The organism is Micrococcaceae bacterium Sec5.1, from assembly GCA_039636795.1.
Lineage (GTDB): Bacteria > Actinomycetota > Actinomycetes > Actinomycetales > Micrococcaceae > Arthrobacter.
In genome coordinates, this window is record CP143430.1 from 757735 (window position 1) to 773330 (window position 15596).

The 15596-nt window shown below is 61.9% G+C and carries 16 protein-coding genes; 4 read left to right on the top strand and 12 right to left on the bottom strand.

What is annotated here, in order from left to right:
- Window positions 1-59: 59 nt before the first annotated feature.
- The 3 genes from VUN82_03705 to VUN82_03715 are packed head-to-tail and all read right to left on the bottom strand — an operon-like array spanning window position 60 to window position 3092.
- Complete coding sequence (locus VUN82_03705; protein XAS72975.1) at window positions 60-1025, bottom strand: TAXI family TRAP transporter solute-binding subunit; 966 nt, start codon at window positions 1023-1025, stop codon at window positions 60-62.
- A complete protein-coding gene (locus tag VUN82_03710; GenBank protein XAS72976.1) occupies window positions 1018-2433 on the bottom strand; it encodes a HAMP domain-containing sensor histidine kinase in 1416 nt (471 codons plus the stop codon). The genes VUN82_03705 and VUN82_03710 overlap by 8 nt, the downstream gene beginning before the upstream one ends.
- The gene (locus VUN82_03715) at window positions 2430-3092 is read right to left on the bottom strand and encodes a response regulator transcription factor (protein XAS72977.1); all 663 of its coding nucleotides are present in this window, start codon (window positions 3090-3092) and stop codon (window positions 2430-2432) included. Before VUN82_03715 ends, VUN82_03710 begins: the two co-directional genes overlap by 4 nt.
- A gap of 325 nt (window positions 3093-3417) precedes the next feature.
- Between VUN82_03715 and VUN82_03720 the strand changes: the two genes are divergently transcribed.
- Window positions 3418-4634 (top strand): IS3 family transposase gene (locus tag VUN82_03720; GenBank protein XAS72978.1). Its coding sequence is split into 2 segments (ribosomal slippage): window positions 3418-3682 and window positions 3682-4634, totalling 1218 coding nucleotides; the frame shifts between segments, so codons are not numbered across the junction.
- A 177-nt stretch (window positions 4635-4811) separates the two neighbouring features.
- Here VUN82_03720 and VUN82_03725 read toward each other — a convergent pair.
- Window positions 4812-6215: an MFS transporter gene (locus VUN82_03725; protein XAS72979.1), complete on the bottom strand. Its 1404-nt coding sequence runs from the start codon at window positions 6213-6215 to the stop codon at window positions 4812-4814.
- 550 nt (window positions 6216-6765) lie between these two features.
- Between VUN82_03725 and VUN82_03730 the strand changes: the two genes are divergently transcribed.
- The gene (locus VUN82_03730; protein XAS72980.1) at window positions 6766-7191 is read left to right on the top strand and encodes an isoprenylcysteine carboxylmethyltransferase family protein; all 426 of its coding nucleotides are present in this window, start codon (window positions 6766-6768) and stop codon (window positions 7189-7191) included.
- Window positions 7192-7270: 79 nt separating this feature from the next.
- Here VUN82_03730 and VUN82_03735 read toward each other — a convergent pair whose 3' ends face one another.
- From VUN82_03735 to VUN82_03745, 3 genes are read right to left on the bottom strand one after another with little or no spacing between them, the layout of a single operon-like run.
- On the bottom strand, window positions 7271-7684 hold the full coding sequence (locus VUN82_03735) for a hypothetical protein (GenBank protein XAS72981.1): 414 nt from the start codon (window positions 7682-7684) through the stop codon (window positions 7271-7273).
- Entirely contained in the window at window positions 7684-8583 is a 900-nt protein-coding gene (locus VUN82_03740) for a TIGR01777 family oxidoreductase (protein ID XAS72982.1), read from the bottom strand. The genes VUN82_03735 and VUN82_03740 overlap by 1 nt, the downstream gene beginning before the upstream one ends.
- A complete protein-coding gene (locus VUN82_03745) occupies window positions 8580-9242 on the bottom strand; it encodes a TetR family transcriptional regulator (protein ID XAS72983.1) in 663 nt (220 codons plus the stop codon). Before VUN82_03745 ends, VUN82_03740 begins: the two co-directional genes overlap by 4 nt.
- Before the next feature lie 290 nt (window positions 9243-9532).
- Between VUN82_03745 and VUN82_03750 the strand changes: the two genes are divergently transcribed.
- Window positions 9533-10243 carry a queuosine precursor transporter gene (locus VUN82_03750; protein XAS72984.1) on the top strand — a complete coding sequence of 237 codons (711 nt, stop codon included), beginning with the start codon at window positions 9533-9535 and terminating at the stop codon, window positions 10241-10243.
- Between the two features lie 33 nt (window positions 10244-10276).
- On the opposite strand, the gene tgt is transcribed toward VUN82_03750, so the two are convergent.
- From tgt to VUN82_03775, 5 genes are all read right to left on the bottom strand, one after another.
- Window positions 10277-11593: a tRNA guanosine(34) transglycosylase Tgt gene (gene tgt, locus VUN82_03755; GenBank protein XAS72985.1), complete on the bottom strand. Its 1317-nt coding sequence runs from the start codon at window positions 11591-11593 to the stop codon at window positions 10277-10279.
- A gap of 47 nt (window positions 11594-11640) precedes the next feature.
- Window positions 11641-12351 carry an SRPBCC domain-containing protein gene (locus VUN82_03760; GenBank protein ID XAS72986.1) on the bottom strand — a complete coding sequence of 237 codons (711 nt, stop codon included), beginning with the start codon at window positions 12349-12351 and terminating at the stop codon, window positions 11641-11643.
- A gap of 91 nt (window positions 12352-12442) precedes the next feature.
- Complete coding sequence (locus VUN82_03765) at window positions 12443-13450, bottom strand: DUF6707 family protein (protein ID XAS72987.1); 1008 nt, start codon at window positions 13448-13450, stop codon at window positions 12443-12445.
- A gap of 110 nt (window positions 13451-13560) precedes the next feature.
- Window positions 13561-14100 (bottom strand): NUDIX hydrolase family protein, encoded by a 540-nt coding sequence (locus tag VUN82_03770; GenBank protein ID XAS72988.1) that lies wholly within the window; start codon window positions 14098-14100, stop codon window positions 13561-13563.
- A 77-nt stretch (window positions 14101-14177) separates the two neighbouring features.
- Window positions 14178-14891 carry a hypothetical protein gene (locus VUN82_03775; GenBank protein ID XAS72989.1) on the bottom strand — a complete coding sequence of 238 codons (714 nt, stop codon included), beginning with the start codon at window positions 14889-14891 and terminating at the stop codon, window positions 14178-14180.
- An 81-nt stretch (window positions 14892-14972) separates the two neighbouring features.
- Here VUN82_03775 and VUN82_03780 point away from each other — a divergent pair, with 81 nt between their 5' ends.
- Window positions 14973-15596 carry a YdeI/OmpD-associated family protein gene (locus VUN82_03780; protein XAS72990.1) on the top strand — a complete coding sequence of 208 codons (624 nt, stop codon included), beginning with the start codon at window positions 14973-14975 and terminating at the stop codon, window positions 15594-15596.

The window sequence follows — 15596 nt, forward strand, 5'->3', positions numbered from 1 at the left end:
TGCCTGGCGGGGCGCCGATTTCGTGCCGGCGCCGTTAGCGACTGGAAATGCAAAGTCCCTCAGCCGTGCAAGCGGCGGTAAGCTGCCTCGGCGGCTGGGTGAAGGGGCACGCCGGCGGTGTTGATGAGCGTCTCAGGGCTGAGGAACTGCACGCCGGTGCTCGTCTTCGGCACCAGGTCCTGTGCCTTCTCTGCCAACAGTCTCACGGCCTCCGAAACCACGTGATCGGCCAGGTCGCTGCGGCAAAGGAGCAGGTTCGCTACGCCCACGGTCCAGGTGGCAGCTGCGTCCCCGTAGCTCTTGGCGGGGATCAGGACGCGATCATAGAAAACGCCATATTGTTCGCGCATGGCCTTGATGTGCTCGGAGAGGTCGATCAGTCGGAGGCCAATGTCATTGGCAGTGGATGCGATGGCAGCGGTTGGCACACCGCCAGACCAGAAGAGGGCGTCAATGGAACGGTCGCGTAACGCCGCCAACCCTTGGTTCAAGCCGAGGTTTACCTGCTTGAGGCCCATGCTGGCCGGCGCCGCGGAGAGGATGCGCGGAACGGTCAGTGACGTCCCGGAGCCCACCTCGCCAACACCGGCTGTCTTCCCAGCCAGGTCGGCGAAGGAGCGCAGACCGCTGTCCTCCCGCACGATGCAGTGAACGTAGTTTTGGTAAACCTTTCCGAGCGCCACAAGATTCCCGCCGGGTTGTCGGGTGGCCGCAGCCTGGGCAGCTGCGTCCGCGAGCGCGACGGCGAACGTTGCCTCTCCGGACAACACCCGGCGGATGTTCTCCAGACTCCCGCCAGTGGTCAGTGGCACGGCCGTTTCGGCTACACCCTCGCGTTGAAGCAATTCCGCGAACAACGTTGCGAATTCCAAGTAAAAGCCACCTGGTTCACCGCCGGCGACCGTTAGCTTTTGCGGCTTCTCCTCGGGGGTGCAAGCGGTCCAGACCGGCAGCAGTAGCCCAGCCAAACCAGCTGACAGTCCGGCTCTGAGCACAGCCCGCCTTGGCATGGTCCTGCTACTCATCCGGGCCTCCGGGAGGCTGCCGGAATTCAAGCCGTGCCGTCAATCCGTGTGGTTGTCTTCCCTCGAGCACAAGCTCACCGCCGTTCGCATGCGCCAAACGGTCCACGATCGTCATGCCCAAACCGTTTCCTGCGATCTTGCTGTGCTGCGGCGCCCGCCAAAACCGCGTTGTGGACGCGGTGCGTTGCTCGGCGGAAAGCCCGGGACCGTCGTCGGAAATCTCAACGGCGACCCCTCCTGGCGTCCGCTTCATTGCCACCGTGATCCGGGCGGCGGGGGCGTACTTGATGGCGTTGGCCAGAAGCTCACCCACCATGTGTGCCAGCTCGTCCGGATTGCAGGCGAGGTGGAGCGGTTGCTCCGGCTGCGCCAGCATGATCGTCGAGCCAGCGCGTTCAGCAGCCGGCATCGCCCGCTCCACTTCTCCCTGCAGGACGGGGAAGGGGTCGATGACGGTGTGGTGTTTGTGCTCAGCTTCCTGCTGCACGCGCGCCGAGCCCTCGAAGGCGCGGTGTTCCGCCGTCGCCAGCTTCAGCACGCCGTCGAGAATTGCCTCCACGCGCTCAAGCTCAGCAACTACGCCGGCTGCCGCGGCTTTTTCTGGCTCGGACTTCAGTGCCAGCTGCAGCAGATCGATCCGGAGCCGCAAGGCACCCACTGGATTCCGTAGTTCGTGCGATGTGTCGGCGATGAGTTGGCGCTGCGAATCGATGCTCTCGGTGACAGTGTTGGCCATCGCGGTGAACGAACGGCTCAGCTCCCTCAGCTCGGGTGGGCCGGCGTCGGGAAGATGGGTCGTTTTGCCCGTCGTCTCAAGTTCGTGAACGGCTTTGCTCAGACGATGGACCGGCCGCAGGACCCAGCCGGTGAGGCGGGCCGCTGCCAGGAGGAGGAGCGCACCGAGCGCCACCGCGGCAAGCCCGACGACGAGCCACCGTTCCCGTAGTTTCTGCCGGGCCGCTTCGGGGTTGACTTCAAGGACGGCCTCACCAAGTACCTGGCTGGCTGTGCCGAAGGACCTTGAGATAACCTCCGTCCCGGATCCGAAGGGCCTGAGCGGGCTGAGCGTGGTGTCGCTGAGGTTCAAGCTGGCCCGGTTCAGTGCGTCACGGACTTCGGCACGGTCCTCGTTGAGGCTGCCCGAGCGCACTGTCTGCTGTTGGAGGCGGATCAGGATCCCCTCGCTGTAGAGCTCTGAGTAGCGGTCCATTTCGCGTTGCAACTGGGTGGTGTCGTTGTCCACGGAAGCGTCGTTGGCGAGCTGGGCGAAGCGGTTCAGGGAGGTGACGCGGTTGATCTGGAGTTCCTGGGTGAGCTCCCGGCCTGCCGACGTCAGTATCACGCTGGAAACGGTGACCACTATGAGGACTGCGATCACGCTCAGGATGGCCAGGACACGGATTTTCACGGCTGCTCGACGCGGTAACCGACCCCGCGGACGTTGATGATGAAGCCGGGTAATTGGAGCTTGGACCGGAGGCCGGTGAGGTGCACATCCAGCGAGCGGGAATTTGCGAGGAAAGCATCACCCCAGAGGGCATCGAGGATCTGTTCCCTTGTCACTACTGATCCCGCATTCCTTGCCAGGAGGCTGAGGAGTTCGAACTCTGTTGCGGTCAGCGAGAGTTCCCTTTCGCCCACAGATGCCATCCTTCGGTCCAGATCCACATTGACGTCTCCCACCTGAACGTTGTGGGGCGCCGACTGCCCGGTACGGTTAGTACGGCGCGTCACTGCCTCGATCCTCGCCAGCAATTCCACGAGTTTCACAGGTTTGACCAGGTAGTCATCTGCCCCGGAACGAAGACCCAGGACCACGCTGCGCTCGTCGTCGCGCGCCGTGAGGATCAGGATGGGAATTTGCGTGACCTGACGCAGTTTCCGCAGGACGTCCAGGCCGTCCAAGTCCGGCAAACCGAGATCGAGCAGGATCACCTCGTGGTGCCGATGCCCCAGGAGTGCGTCCTCGCCGCGGGATACCCTGGTGGCTTTGTGGCCGGCGGATGCAACGGCAGCGCTCAAAGCGGACGCCATCGCGTCGTCATCCTCGACGATGAGCACGTGCACTGTGTGATCCTTTGCCGCTTGGTTGGTTGGTGGGTCTGTGCCCGATGGTTGGGCGGGGTTGGTTGACGTTGATGGTTGATGGTTGATGGTTGGAGGCCCGATGGTCCGTCTTGGAGATTACTCCCTTCCTCCCCGATCCGCCTTCCAGCGCCGGCGCGCCCCCGGTTCCCAACCCGCCGTCGTACGCTCTCTCACGTCGTGCGCCGTTTGGCAGGACGTTCTCTCACGTCCTGCGCCGTTTGGCGGAACGTTCTCTCACGTCGTGCACCGTTTGGCGTGCGGTCGTATGGTTTTGTGAGACAGCTTGATGGGAGCTTCAGTTCAGATGACCACGCCCAGAAGAAAATACGATGCCGCTTTCCGTGAGGATGCTGTGCGGCTTGTTTTGTCCACGAACCGGTCGGTGAAACAGGTCGCCGAGGAGATCGGGGTGAAGGAAAGCACGCTGGGGAACTGGCTGCACAGGCATCGAGAGAGCCACCAGGGCGCCGCGCCGGTCCTGCCTGAAGAACGGGGGCCGGTGCCGTGGGACGAGCACCGGAAGGCACTGGCCGAAAATGAGCGGTTGAAGGCCGAGGTCGAGTTCCTGGGAAAAGTCAGCGCCTTCTTTGCCGCGAAGCAAAAGTAGAGGACTTCTACGAGTTCATCGAAGCGGAGAAGGCCAACTATTCCGTGGTGTGGCTGTGCCGGGCGTTGAAGGTCTCCCGGGCCTCGTTCTACCGGTGGCGCGCCCCTGCCGGGCCCTCACCGCGTGCCGTGCGGCATGAGGATCTGGTCACCGCGGTTACCGGCCTGTACGAGAAGGAAAATGGCCGTGCCGGCCGTGACCAGCTGACGCTTTTGCTCAACGCGGCCGGGACCAAGGTCTCCGCCCCCACCGTCGGGGCGATCATGCGAGAAAAGGGCCTGCGGGCCATCCGAACCCGGGCCTGGAAGAGGACCACGGTCCAGGACCCGCAAGCCAAGACCGCCCACATCGAGAACCACATGCTCGATGAACAGGGCAAACGCGACTTCACCTCCGCAGTGCCCGGGACCCGTCTGGTCGGAGACATCACCTACCTGCGCACCGGCGAGGGCTGGCTTTATCTGGCCACCGTCATCGACCTGTTTTCGGGCATGGTCATCGGCTGGTCCATGGCTGCCCACATGCGGGCAAGCCTGTGCACCGCAGCCCTGCAGATGGCACGGAACCACGGCCGTTTCGCCGAGCATGGTGTGGTGTTCCACTCCGACCGTGGCACCCAATACACCTCTGACGAATTCCAAGAATGGTGCGGCCAGAACGGGGTCACCCAGTCCATGGGCAAGGTCGGGGTGTGCTGGGACAACGCGGTCGCCGAGAACTTCTTCTCCCACCTCAAAACCGAGTTCTACCACCACCACGGATTCGGCTCCAGACTCGCAGCCCGGACCGGAGTGATGGACTACATCGAAGGCTGGTACAACCGCCGCCGTCCCAACCGCAGGGCCGGCGGCATCCCACCGGCCGCCGCCCACGAAAACCACCACAACCGCGCCCAGGAACCCCTGGCCGCCTAACACCAACGAAACTGTCTCAAAAACTTGACGAGCGCAGGCGGAACGTTCTCTCACGTCGTGTGCCGTTTGCCGGAACGTTCTCTCACGTCCCGCGGCCGCCGGGTTAACGTTGCGAGGCCCGCTCTGCGCCCCTCGGAGTGACCAAAGAGCGCAGAACGGGCCTCACAAGCGGTAGGGTTAGGCCTTGGCGAGATCCTTCTTGTCCTCGTCGGCGTCGCGCGAATCAGAGCCTTTCGCGGCGAATGCGCTTCCCTGCTCGGCGTCCAAGTGCGTGGCCTTCTTGTTCTTCAGCGCGAAGATGTACACCAGCAGCGAGATGAAGATCGCGGCAGTCACGTACGTGAAGAACATGTCCACCTGCCCAGCCTTCTGCAGAGCGGCGCCTATCAGCGGGACCGTGCCACCGAACAGCGAGTTCGCGATCGCGTATCCAAGACCAACACCCAGGGCGCGGATCGATGCCGGGAAAAGCTCAGCCTTCACGAGCGCATTGATCGACGTGTAGCCACCCACCATCAGCAGACCGCCGAGCATGAGCAGGAACGCCATGAACGGATCCTTGGTTCCGGACAGCGTGGAGAGCAACGGCCACGTGAACAGTACGCCCGTGACCCCGAACCAGATGAGCAGCGGTTTGCGGCCAATCTTGTCCGAAATCAAGCCATAGACCGGCTGCAGCAGCATGAAGATGAACAAAGCCCAGAAGTTGATGACGGAGGTATCGGTCTTGGCGATGCCGGACGTATCATTCATGAACTTCAGGATGAAGTTGGTGTACGTGTAGAACGCCACCGTGCCACCGAGCGTGATGCCAATGCAGATGAGCAGCGGCTTCCAGTGCTTGGTGAACAGCAGCTTCATGGTCCCCGGCTGTGCCTCGCCTTCAACCTTCACGTGGGCGGCGCGGAGCTGATCGGCGGACAGAGTTTCTTCCATCGAGCGGCGAAGCCAGAGGACAACCAATGCAGCCACGCCACCGATCGCGAAAGGAATCCTCCAGCCCCAAGCAGTCAGGTCTTCCTTGCTCATGGTGTTCTGCAGGATCACGAGCACCAGGAGGGCCAGCATCTGCCCCCCAATGAGTGTTACGTACTGGAAGCTGGAGAAGAAGCCGCGGCGCTTGGCGGTGGCAGCCTCAGACATATAAGTGGCGCTGGTGCCGTATTCGCCGCCGACTGAGAAGCCCTGCACAACCCTGATGAAGACCAGCAGGATCAATGCCCAGAGCCCAATCACGTCCTGGGTTGGCAGTATCGCAATGGCGAAGGAACCGGCCGACATCATGGTCACACTGAGGGTCAGCGCAGCCTTGCGGCCCTTGCGGTCGGCGTAGCGGCCGAAGAACCAACTGCCGATTGGACGCATGAGGAACGACGTCGAGAAGACCGCCATAGCTTCGAGGCCAGCCTGCAGATCGTCCGAGGAGTTGAAGAAGTGCGACTGGAAATACGCCGCGAAAACCGTATAGACGTAGAGATCGAACCACTCCACGAGGTTGCCCGCGGAGCCTTTGAGGATGTTGCTCACGGCCTTGCGTGTCTGTGCGGCCTCGCTGAGGGGCGCAGCTTGTTGGGTGCTCATCAATGAACCTTCCTGGACGGCGCCTGCGATGGCAGCCGTGTCTTGCATGAGTTCGTTCTGTCCATGAAGCTCTTGCTCATGGCGTCCTTGCGCATGGCTCTTCGTCGACTAAGAAAGGTCCTCCATGGGTGAAGAGGACATAATCCAAACTATTGGTGATGCAGGGCACAGCCAACGCCGGAAGCGATTTCCTAACACTTCCTTAGGTTTCAAGCCCCTGAACGCCACGAACGCCCTGAACGTTCGACGGCGGTTTGCGGCTTTGCTTTGATCCCGCCTTTGCGCTGTGGTCCCTTCCGGATGTTCTCTCACATCCTGTGGCCTTTTGGCAGTTCCTCTGTCACGTCCTGATCGGTTTGGGCGGATGTTCTCTCACATGCTGACCGCTTTCGGCGGATGCTCTCTCACGTCCCGTTCGCTTGCTGCCCAAAAGAACGCACCGGGTTACTGTTCAGGCATGGCGACTTTTTCTCAGCCATCCCCAAGCCCCAGGCTCACGTTGAGGAGGCTATTCAGGAACCTGCCACTCCCGCCGGGCCAAGTGACCGGAATGACCGTGATGGTCCTTCTCGGAAGGGCTAGCCCGTGGTCGTTGCCGGGGTCCGACACGCTTCACCGGATGGTGGGTTCCGGGCTGCTGGTGATTGGCGGTGGGCTGAATGCCTGGGCCTTGGCCGAACGAGACCGCCGCTCGACGGGCAGTTTCGATTTGGAGAGGCCTGAGGAACTCGTGACAAGCGGCCCTTATGCATTGACCCGCCATCCTATGTACGTGGGGTGGTGGCTCATCCATTTGGGCGCGGGGACACTCGCCGGTTCATCATGGGTGGTGGTGACCCTGCCGGTCGGAATGCTCGTGGACCATTTGGGCGTGCTGCGTGAAGAGGCTGCGCTCTTGGAGGTCTTTGGACGCGCTTACACCGAATACTCGAAAAGGGTTGGCCGCTACCTCGGCACAAGATCACGACGCCGATGACTGCTGAGCACGTCGGATGTGAAAGAACATTGCCCGGAAAGCGTCGGGATGTGAGAGAACGTTGCCCGGAAGGCGGTGATTATGTGAGAGAAGGCAGGTCGTTGACGCGAACGATTTTCCAAACGGAAAGGCGCGCGATTCCTGCAGCGACGGCAATGCTCAAGGGAAAGGCCCATGCTGAGGGATTCCAAAACCCTCCGAAGGGGACACTCACAAGAGCCGGCGTCGCAAAGAAGGCAGCGACATGAATCCATTGATTTCGGATGCGTCGCAGCGCCAGTCCCAGCAGCGAGCCAACTGCAGCGGCGGCTCCCCATGTTGGCAGGGCACTGAAGGCGAACAAAACGACGCCCCATGCTGGGTTTGATAAGGCAAAGAGGACGCCAAAGACAAGGTGTGACATCAAGATCCCGATGATCAGGGCCTTCCAGCCCAAAACCACAAGATCCTTTGGTCCGTAGATCCAGACTTCCGAACGGGCGGTCAGACTCATCACTTGCCCCCCGCGATCGCGTTGAGCGCGCCGCCCAGAGCTGGATAGGAGAAAGTGAAACCCGCATCGACTAACTTCCGGGGTTCGACCCACCGGCTCTTCAACACCAGTTCCGCCTGTGTCCGGATGAGGACAGCTCCGGCTTCGAGCAGCCAAGCTGGCGTCGGGAGCCCACACGGGACACCTATACTCTGCCGAATAAGCGACATCAGTTCGCGGTTATCCACGGCATATGGCGTTGCTGCGTTTACTGGACCAGTAAGTGCAGACTGCCCGTGGACAAATGCCACCGCGCGGAACAGATCCTCCACGTGAATCCAGCTGAACTTCTGCGTGCCCGCCCCCATACGCCCACCTAAACCAAGCCGGGCCAGATTTCGAAGAGGAGTCATCACGCCACCGCCCGGACCGAGAACGATCGCAATGCGAAGCGCCACCTTCCGGGTATCCGGAACATGCGCAGCAGCCAACTCGTCCTCCCACGCACGGGCCACGTCTACAGAGAACCCGCTGCCCAGCTCACCCGATGCTTCAGATTGTGGGCCGTCCTCCGCATGCCGATAGATCGTGCCAGTGCTGGCGTTGATCCACGTCCCAGGCGGGTAGGCGCATCGAGCAACGGCTCGGCCCAGGACACGAGTTGTCAAAACCCGGGAGTCCACGATCTCCCGGCGGTTCCGGTCGTTGTAGCGGCAATTCACGGATCGTCCGGCGAGGTTCACCAGCAGTTCGGCGCCGTTCAGCACCTTGGCGATGGCGCCGTCGTCGTTCCATGGAGCATCAGTTGAAGCATCCCGCCCGACCGTCCGAACTTGCCAACCCTCAGCAACAAAACGATGCCTGAAGTAGGTGCCGATGAACCCGGTAGCGCCCGCAAGTGCCACTGTCCGCTCCATCACGAGCCTTCCTTCACGCTGCGGACGAGTCCCAGAACGTCGTCGAATACCTTGCCGACGCCAGGAATCTTCGCCAGCGACAACCCCCTCGCTACCAAGGGCGCGGCACCGTCGATCAGTTTCCGTGTGCGGCGTTGGCCCTCGGATTTGTCGTAGACCCAGAAAAGGGCGACACCCATATATGCAAGCCACAGCAGCTCCGGTAGATCTTCACGCAGTTTCTTGGCGACGGCGGGGGAGGAACCGTCGACGGCGGACCGGAAGATCGCAAGCGAAGCCTCGCGGGCGGCGGTGGACGCCTCGCCAAATGGATTGACTGGCGACGTCGGCCGGATCGCCGTTGCGATGAAATCTGAGCCGAACTGGTGATAGGGCGCCATGACGTCGACGCCCGTGTGCAGCACGGCTTTCAGTCGACCGGCGAGATCGTGGACGTCGTTGAGAACCTGTGCCGCAACCTCCGCATGCTCGTTCTGGACTTGGATATACAGCTCCTGGACGAGCTCATCCTTCGATGCGAAGTAGTAGTAGGCATTGCCGACGGAAACTCCCGCCTCCTGTGCAATCGCGCGCATGGTGGTCTTCTCGAAGCCGATTTCGCGGAACATTTTCAGTGCGACGTCGGCTACAAGCTGCCGGGTCTGTTCGCTTTTCGTTGCCATGGCGCTGCTCCTCAAACCGAGTTTTGAACGTGTTCAATAACGAGTATAGCCGCAAATTTGAACATGTTCAGAAAACGTTCGGAAGGAAGCCGGTTGGATGTGAGAGAAGATCGGTGGGAACCGGTCAGGATGTGAGAGAAGATCGGTGGAAACGGGTCAGGATGTGAGAGAACGTTGGTGGGTGGGACAATAAAGCTGGTGTCGGGCTGAGCCCCACCAACAACAGTGCTAATACAGCCGGGTGCCTGAACCAACAGCGCCCGCGCGAACCACTACGAAATGGATGACCCATGCCCTCGCCTTCCGGCTCCAGCACCCTGAGCAAGCCTGCACCCCGCTTCGCTTCGATCGGATCCCCGTACTTTGGCATCATGCTCGCCATCATGGCCGTGGTGCTGATCCTGTCCAATATCGGCGCATCCAAGGGCGTCGTGCTTGGTCCGATCATCACCGATGGCGGATTCTTCCTGTTCCCCCTGGCCTACATCCTGGGCGACGTTATGAGTGAGGTCTACGGCTTCAAGGTGGCACGCAAGGCCATCATTACCTCCTTCGCTCTCTCAGCCTTCGCTTCACTCTGCTACTGGGTGATCATCGTGCTGCCTGGCTTCACGGATGAGTACGGAACCGCCAAGCAAGCGGCTATCGAAGGCGCACTCGGCCCCGTCCCGCAGATCGTGCTCGCTTCGCTTCTGGCCTTCCTGGCCGGCCAGACCATCAACTCGTGGATCTTAGTGAAAATGAAGGAGCGCACGGGCGAGAAGACCTTGTGGGCACGGCTCATGGGCTCATCCGTTGTGGGCGAATTCGTGGACACCTTGATCTTCTGCAGCATCGCGGCCTCGGTCATTGGCATCACTGACTTTGGCATGTTCGCCAACTACGTTCTAGTGGGCTTCGTCTACAAGACTGGCGTGGAGTTCCTGTTCGTGCCGATCACCGTGTTGGTGGTCGGCTATATCAAGAAGCGCGAGCCGAGCTACGGGCCGGTCGCAGCCTAAGGAACCCCGCGAGACCTGCCACGCCAACCGGAGCTACGAGTAGTACCGGCCCAGCGTCTCGGCCTTGAACTCGAAGAAATCCCCGGACTCGATGGCCAACCGCGCATCGTCCACCATCTTCACCACGAAGCGCTCGTTGTGGATGGAGATCAGCGTTGCCGAGAGCATTTCCTTGGCCTTGTACAGGTGGTGGATGTACGCGCGCGAATAGTTTCCGCACGTGTAGCAGTCGCAGCCATCCTGCAGCGGTCCGAAATCGGCCTTATAGCGGGCACCGGACAGATTGAACCGACCGGACGGGGTATAGAACGCGGAGTTCCGGGCCACGCGGGTGGGTGAGACGCAGTCGAACGTGTCGGCGCCGTTCTCGATTGCCGTGAAGATATCGTCCGGCTCGGAAATGCCCAGCAGGTGCCGCGGCTTGTTCTCAGGAAGTTCCTCATTGCACCACCGTACGATGGTGCCCAGGTTCTCCTTCTCCAAAGCACCGCCGATCCCGTACCCGTCAAACGGCATGGCCCCGAGGTCCTGGCAGGCCTTTCGACGGAGGTCCTCGTACTGCGCACCCTGAATCACCCCGAACAGCGCCTGGTACGGCTTTCCGGCCCGGGAAACAGTCAAGCGAGCATGCTCTTCCAAACACCTCAAAGCCCAGAGCCGCGTCCGTTCCAGCGATTCCTCCTGGTAGGCCCGCGAGTTTTGCAACGTGGTCAGCTCGTCGAACGCGAACATGATGTCAGCCCCAATCTGATGCTGGACCTGCATGGAGATCTCGGGGGAGAAGCGGTGCCGATCCCCGTTGAGGTGCGACTTGAACCACACGCCGTCGTCATCAATGTGTGCCAGTCGTTCCTTGCCGGGCGCCACCGCGTCATCAGGGCCGGACGTGTCCACATTCTTCATGTCGATGACCTTCTTGAACCCCGAACCCAGGCTCATCACCTGGAATCCGCCGGAATCCGTAAACGTGGGGCCGGACCAATTCATGAACGCGCCCAGCCCGCCGGCGGCGTCGAGGATCTCAGGGCCCGGCTGCAGGTACAGGTGGTAGGCGTTGGCCAGCACTGCCTGCGCACCGAGCCCGGCAATGGACTCGGGCAGCACGGCCTTGACTGTTGCTTTAGTTCCGACGGCGATGAACGCGGGCGTCTGGATGGTTCCGTGCGGGGTGGTGATGGTTCCGGTCCGGCCCAGGAAAGTGCCGCCGTTGGCGTCGAGCAAGGCGTCCGACGGCGAACACGTTTCGGTCAGGCGCTGGCCCACCGAAAACGAGAACTCGGATTGCCGTGAAGAAAGACCCGGCAAGGCAGTGGACGGAGGAGACGAGGGCAGGAAAGCGGAAGCTGGCACGCTAACAAGTGTGCCAGCTTTACCCCGGGTAACCTGCGGAACCCTTCCTACGAGCTGTAGTTCTCATCCTTCCACTTGTCCCAGGATGACCTGATGTCCGCCAAGGTGTGAGCCCCCAGATCGTACGTGGAGGCAATCACCATGGAACCGCCGTCGGGCCTTTTGTCAGGGATCGGCAGTTGCTCGGCAACGATCAGCAATCCATCGCCGTGCTCTGCGTAGCTGTGAACAGTGAGCCCCACCTGGTGCCGGCTCTTGAACCAGACCTTGCCCGAAATCTCTTCACCGGTGGAAAGTTTGAGCGAATACTCGTCGCCTACCGGCGGGAGGTCGCCAAGCCCCAGCTTTTCGATGGCGAGGCCACCACTTCCCGGAAGGGACACGAAGTGGGTGCGCCGCTGACCATGGGGGTGTCTCTCAAGGGCGAAACGGAGTTGTTGCAGGAACGTAAGCCAGCCCTGCGTGATGTCCTCGTCCCATTCCGCCCACTCGGAGTCATGGTCCAGCGCGGCGCGCGTGACTTTGACTTCGGTGCCGCCGGAAACGGGGTGGAGCTCAAACTCATCCCCGGCGTGGACAGTCAGTTTGGTGTGATCCGCATTTTCCACAACATCCGGGTGAAAGTAGATCTGTTTGATTTCATCGGCGAGGTCATCGGCTTCCCATCCGTGCCATTGAGCCACCAGGGAGGGTTCGCGCAGCATTGTCCAAACCTGCTGCGCGTCGGCATTAATCACAACGCTCAGATTGTTCGTCATGGCCCCGAATCTACCGCCGTTCGCGTCCGTAATACAGGTCTTGAAGTTTACAAGTGCCGGGACTAGGCGGGTAGGACAGGGCACTGCTCTTTCAGGCCCGCACAGCATCCAGTTCGACCCCGATGCGCCGGCCGAGTTCCTCTTCTCCGAGTGTCTCGGATCCACCGTGGGCACGCAGGAACAGCAACGACTCAAGGCGGAGGAACCGCCATTCGCGCTCGGCTTCGTGGTTGCCGTTATCGATCGCGCGGAAGATTTCCTTGTCGTACAAATTCGGTTCGTTCAGGGCGCGTTGGCGGACCTTCGCGGCGATTCGGGCCTTGAAGGGGTCTGTTTCCTCAGACTCATGGGCGCGCAGCAATTTCTCGTACACGGCCCCGCGTTCGGTTTGTCCACCCTCCCGGCAAATGAAGCTGGAGAGTGCCAGGGCGCGTTCGATCGACGCCCAGCGGTCGGGGTTGCCGTCAAAGGGAAGCACGTTCAGGAGATCCGCCACAGCCAGGGCGTTGTCCGGATCGCGCAGCACGATGCAAAGATCGAACGCCAGGTTACTGAGATCCCGGAGGCAGCTGCCGGATTTGGTGTTGATGCCCTTCGCCAGCCTTTCGGCGAGTACTTGAACGCCGTTTTTGCCCTTGTGATTGGCGACGGCGGCCCGCACCACGGCTTCTGGCGTCCCGTCCGGCTCGGGGATCAGCGCGAGCTCTTCGGGGACCGGCGTGGTAACCGCAGGCGGCGTTTCCGGGCGTGGGGGAACGACGACGGCGGAACCCGCTGCTGCGTCAGAGTCGCCTTCCAGCGAGGTGCTGGACTCCTCGCCATCTTCAGATTCAGGCTGGCGGACGGCGGCTTCGGGTGCGGCCGAGCCAGCCGAAGCTCCGTCACCCACTGGCACACTGGAGCCAACAGCGATCCGCACCGTCCCGCCGTCGACCCTTGTCACCAGCAGCAGCGCGGGAACGCCATAATCATCGTTCTGGACCTCGATACTGCCGATTTCCTCGGCGGGCCCGTCTCCGGGCAGGAACACAAAGTCTCCGGGTTGCAGGTCCCCAGCCTGCTTTTCGCGGTATTGCTGTGAGGCTGGGCTGTGAGTCATCGGAAGTCCTTTGGTTCTCTTGCGGTCCGCCGTCCAGTCTACAAACTCCAGCCGCCGCAGGACGCGGGACCCGCTAAAGGACGATGCCGAACTATAGGACTATGCCCGAACTAGAGGACGATGCCCGAGAAAGCCAGCGCCTGGCGGACGAGGTTGCCGCGACCGCCCTCGAACTCCTGTTGAACGTCGTCACTCAGGACTTCCTGCGGCGTCATCCACGTGAGTTCCAGGGCGTCCTGGCGCGGTTCGCATTCGCCGGTGACGGGGATGATAAAGACCAACGACACCGCGTGTTGACGGTCGTCGGTGAAGCCTGTCTGGGACGGCGCGGGGAAGTATTCGGCCACGGTGAAGGGAACAGGGCTGATGGGCAGCTGCGGGAATGCGAGGGGGCCAAGGTCCTTTTCCATGTGCCGCAACAGGGCCGCCCGGATGGTTTCACGGTAAAGCACGCGGCCGGAGACGAGGTAGCGAACCATGTTGCCGTCGGCGTCGCCCTGGAGGAGGGAACCGACTTCATTGACGTATCCGAGCGGATCCAGGCGAACGGGGACTGCCTCCACGTAGACCATGGGAAGGCGGCCGCGGGCTTCGAAGAGGTCTTCGTCGGAAAGCCAGCCTGGATACGGGTCGGGTGTACGTACGCTCATGGTTAAGTTCTACCGCATCCCCAGCCGAACTTCCTTGGCAGCAGCGCCGTGGCTGCGGGGTTACGCTCTCGGCTGTATTACGCGGCCGGGACTGGTGACTTCTCCACGACAACCGACGCCGGCGCCGCGCCGCTCACAGCATCCGGGTTGGCGACGTACAGGACGTCTTCGGTGATCCTGGCCTCGATGCCCGCAGCCTTGAGGCGCTCCAGCAGTGGTTCCAAATCGCCGTCGTACTCAAACGCGAGGTCCCCGTTGGTGGCGTCCGCACCGTGGATGACGCGCAGTATGCCGCCGTTCTTGGTGGTGAAGGTCGCCGATTCGTCGTCCTCCGTGCGTGGCCGGGCTCCGATGTTGCGCAAAACATTTGCGGAGAACGCCACCAAAGGGCTCACCCACGTCCCTGCCACCGTGAGTGCCGGGTCGGCATCAGTGGATGTGGCCCAGCTGCCATCTGCTGCCCGTCGCGCGGGGAAAGCAAAGAACTCGAAACCGTCATCGGCCGAGATCCGCACCGTGGGCCCGTAGGAGGCCTGATGAAGCTCTGCTTGGCTGCCCTCTTCCTCAGTACGGCGTGCGAACTCCTCCAAGTTCCCTACCTCGACACTGAAGATCGTGTAACCATCCAGTGGGTGGCCGTGCTCCAGCCGGCCCATCGCGAGGCGACCCGAGCCGGCGTCGAACTCTTGCCAGTCGCCGTCGTCCACCGTCTTCACCAAACCCAGCGCCTGCAGCAGCGTGGTCCACTGCTCAAAGTGCGATGTGTAGTGGATGGGGCGGGCTCGCAACATGGGTCCTCCTGGGCTGGCTTCGCTGGCACTCCGGCTTCTGACCTCCACACTATGCGGTCGGGTTTGCCGCAGAATGAATCCATGCCCATCGAGCTTGAAGAATTGATCGTCAAGGACGCGGCCGAATGGCGTGCGTGGCTTGAGGCGCACGCTGCCGACAGCCCAGGTGTGTGGCTTGTCCTGCACAAAAAAGGTGGGACCGTCACGGAGCTGGATTACGACGCCGCGCTGGACGAGGCGCTCTGTTTCGGCTGGATCGACGGCCAATCAAAAAGCCGCGACGCCTACAGCTACTTCCAGCGCATGACACCCCGGGGGCGCCGGAGCATCTGGTCAGCACGAAACGTCGGGCACATCGCCCGCTTGGACCAGGAAGGCAAGATGACCGCAGCGGGATGGGCCGCCGTCGACGCCGCCAAAGCCGATGGGCGTTGGGAAGCTGCCTACGCCGGTCCTGCGGATTCCGTGGTTCCTGATGATCTCGCCGCTGCCATCGCGGCTGTCCCGGAGGCGCAGGCCATGTTCGACGTCCTGACGTCCCAGAACCGCTTCGCCCTCATACACAGGACCAACCTTGTCAAAAGGGCAGACACGAGGGAGCGGAAGATCGCCGGTTTTGTGGAGATGCTTGCCCGGCACGAGGCGCCATACCCTCAGAAGAAACGCCCGGCTTCGGAGCCCAGGCAGGCTTCCCAGCCCGGATAG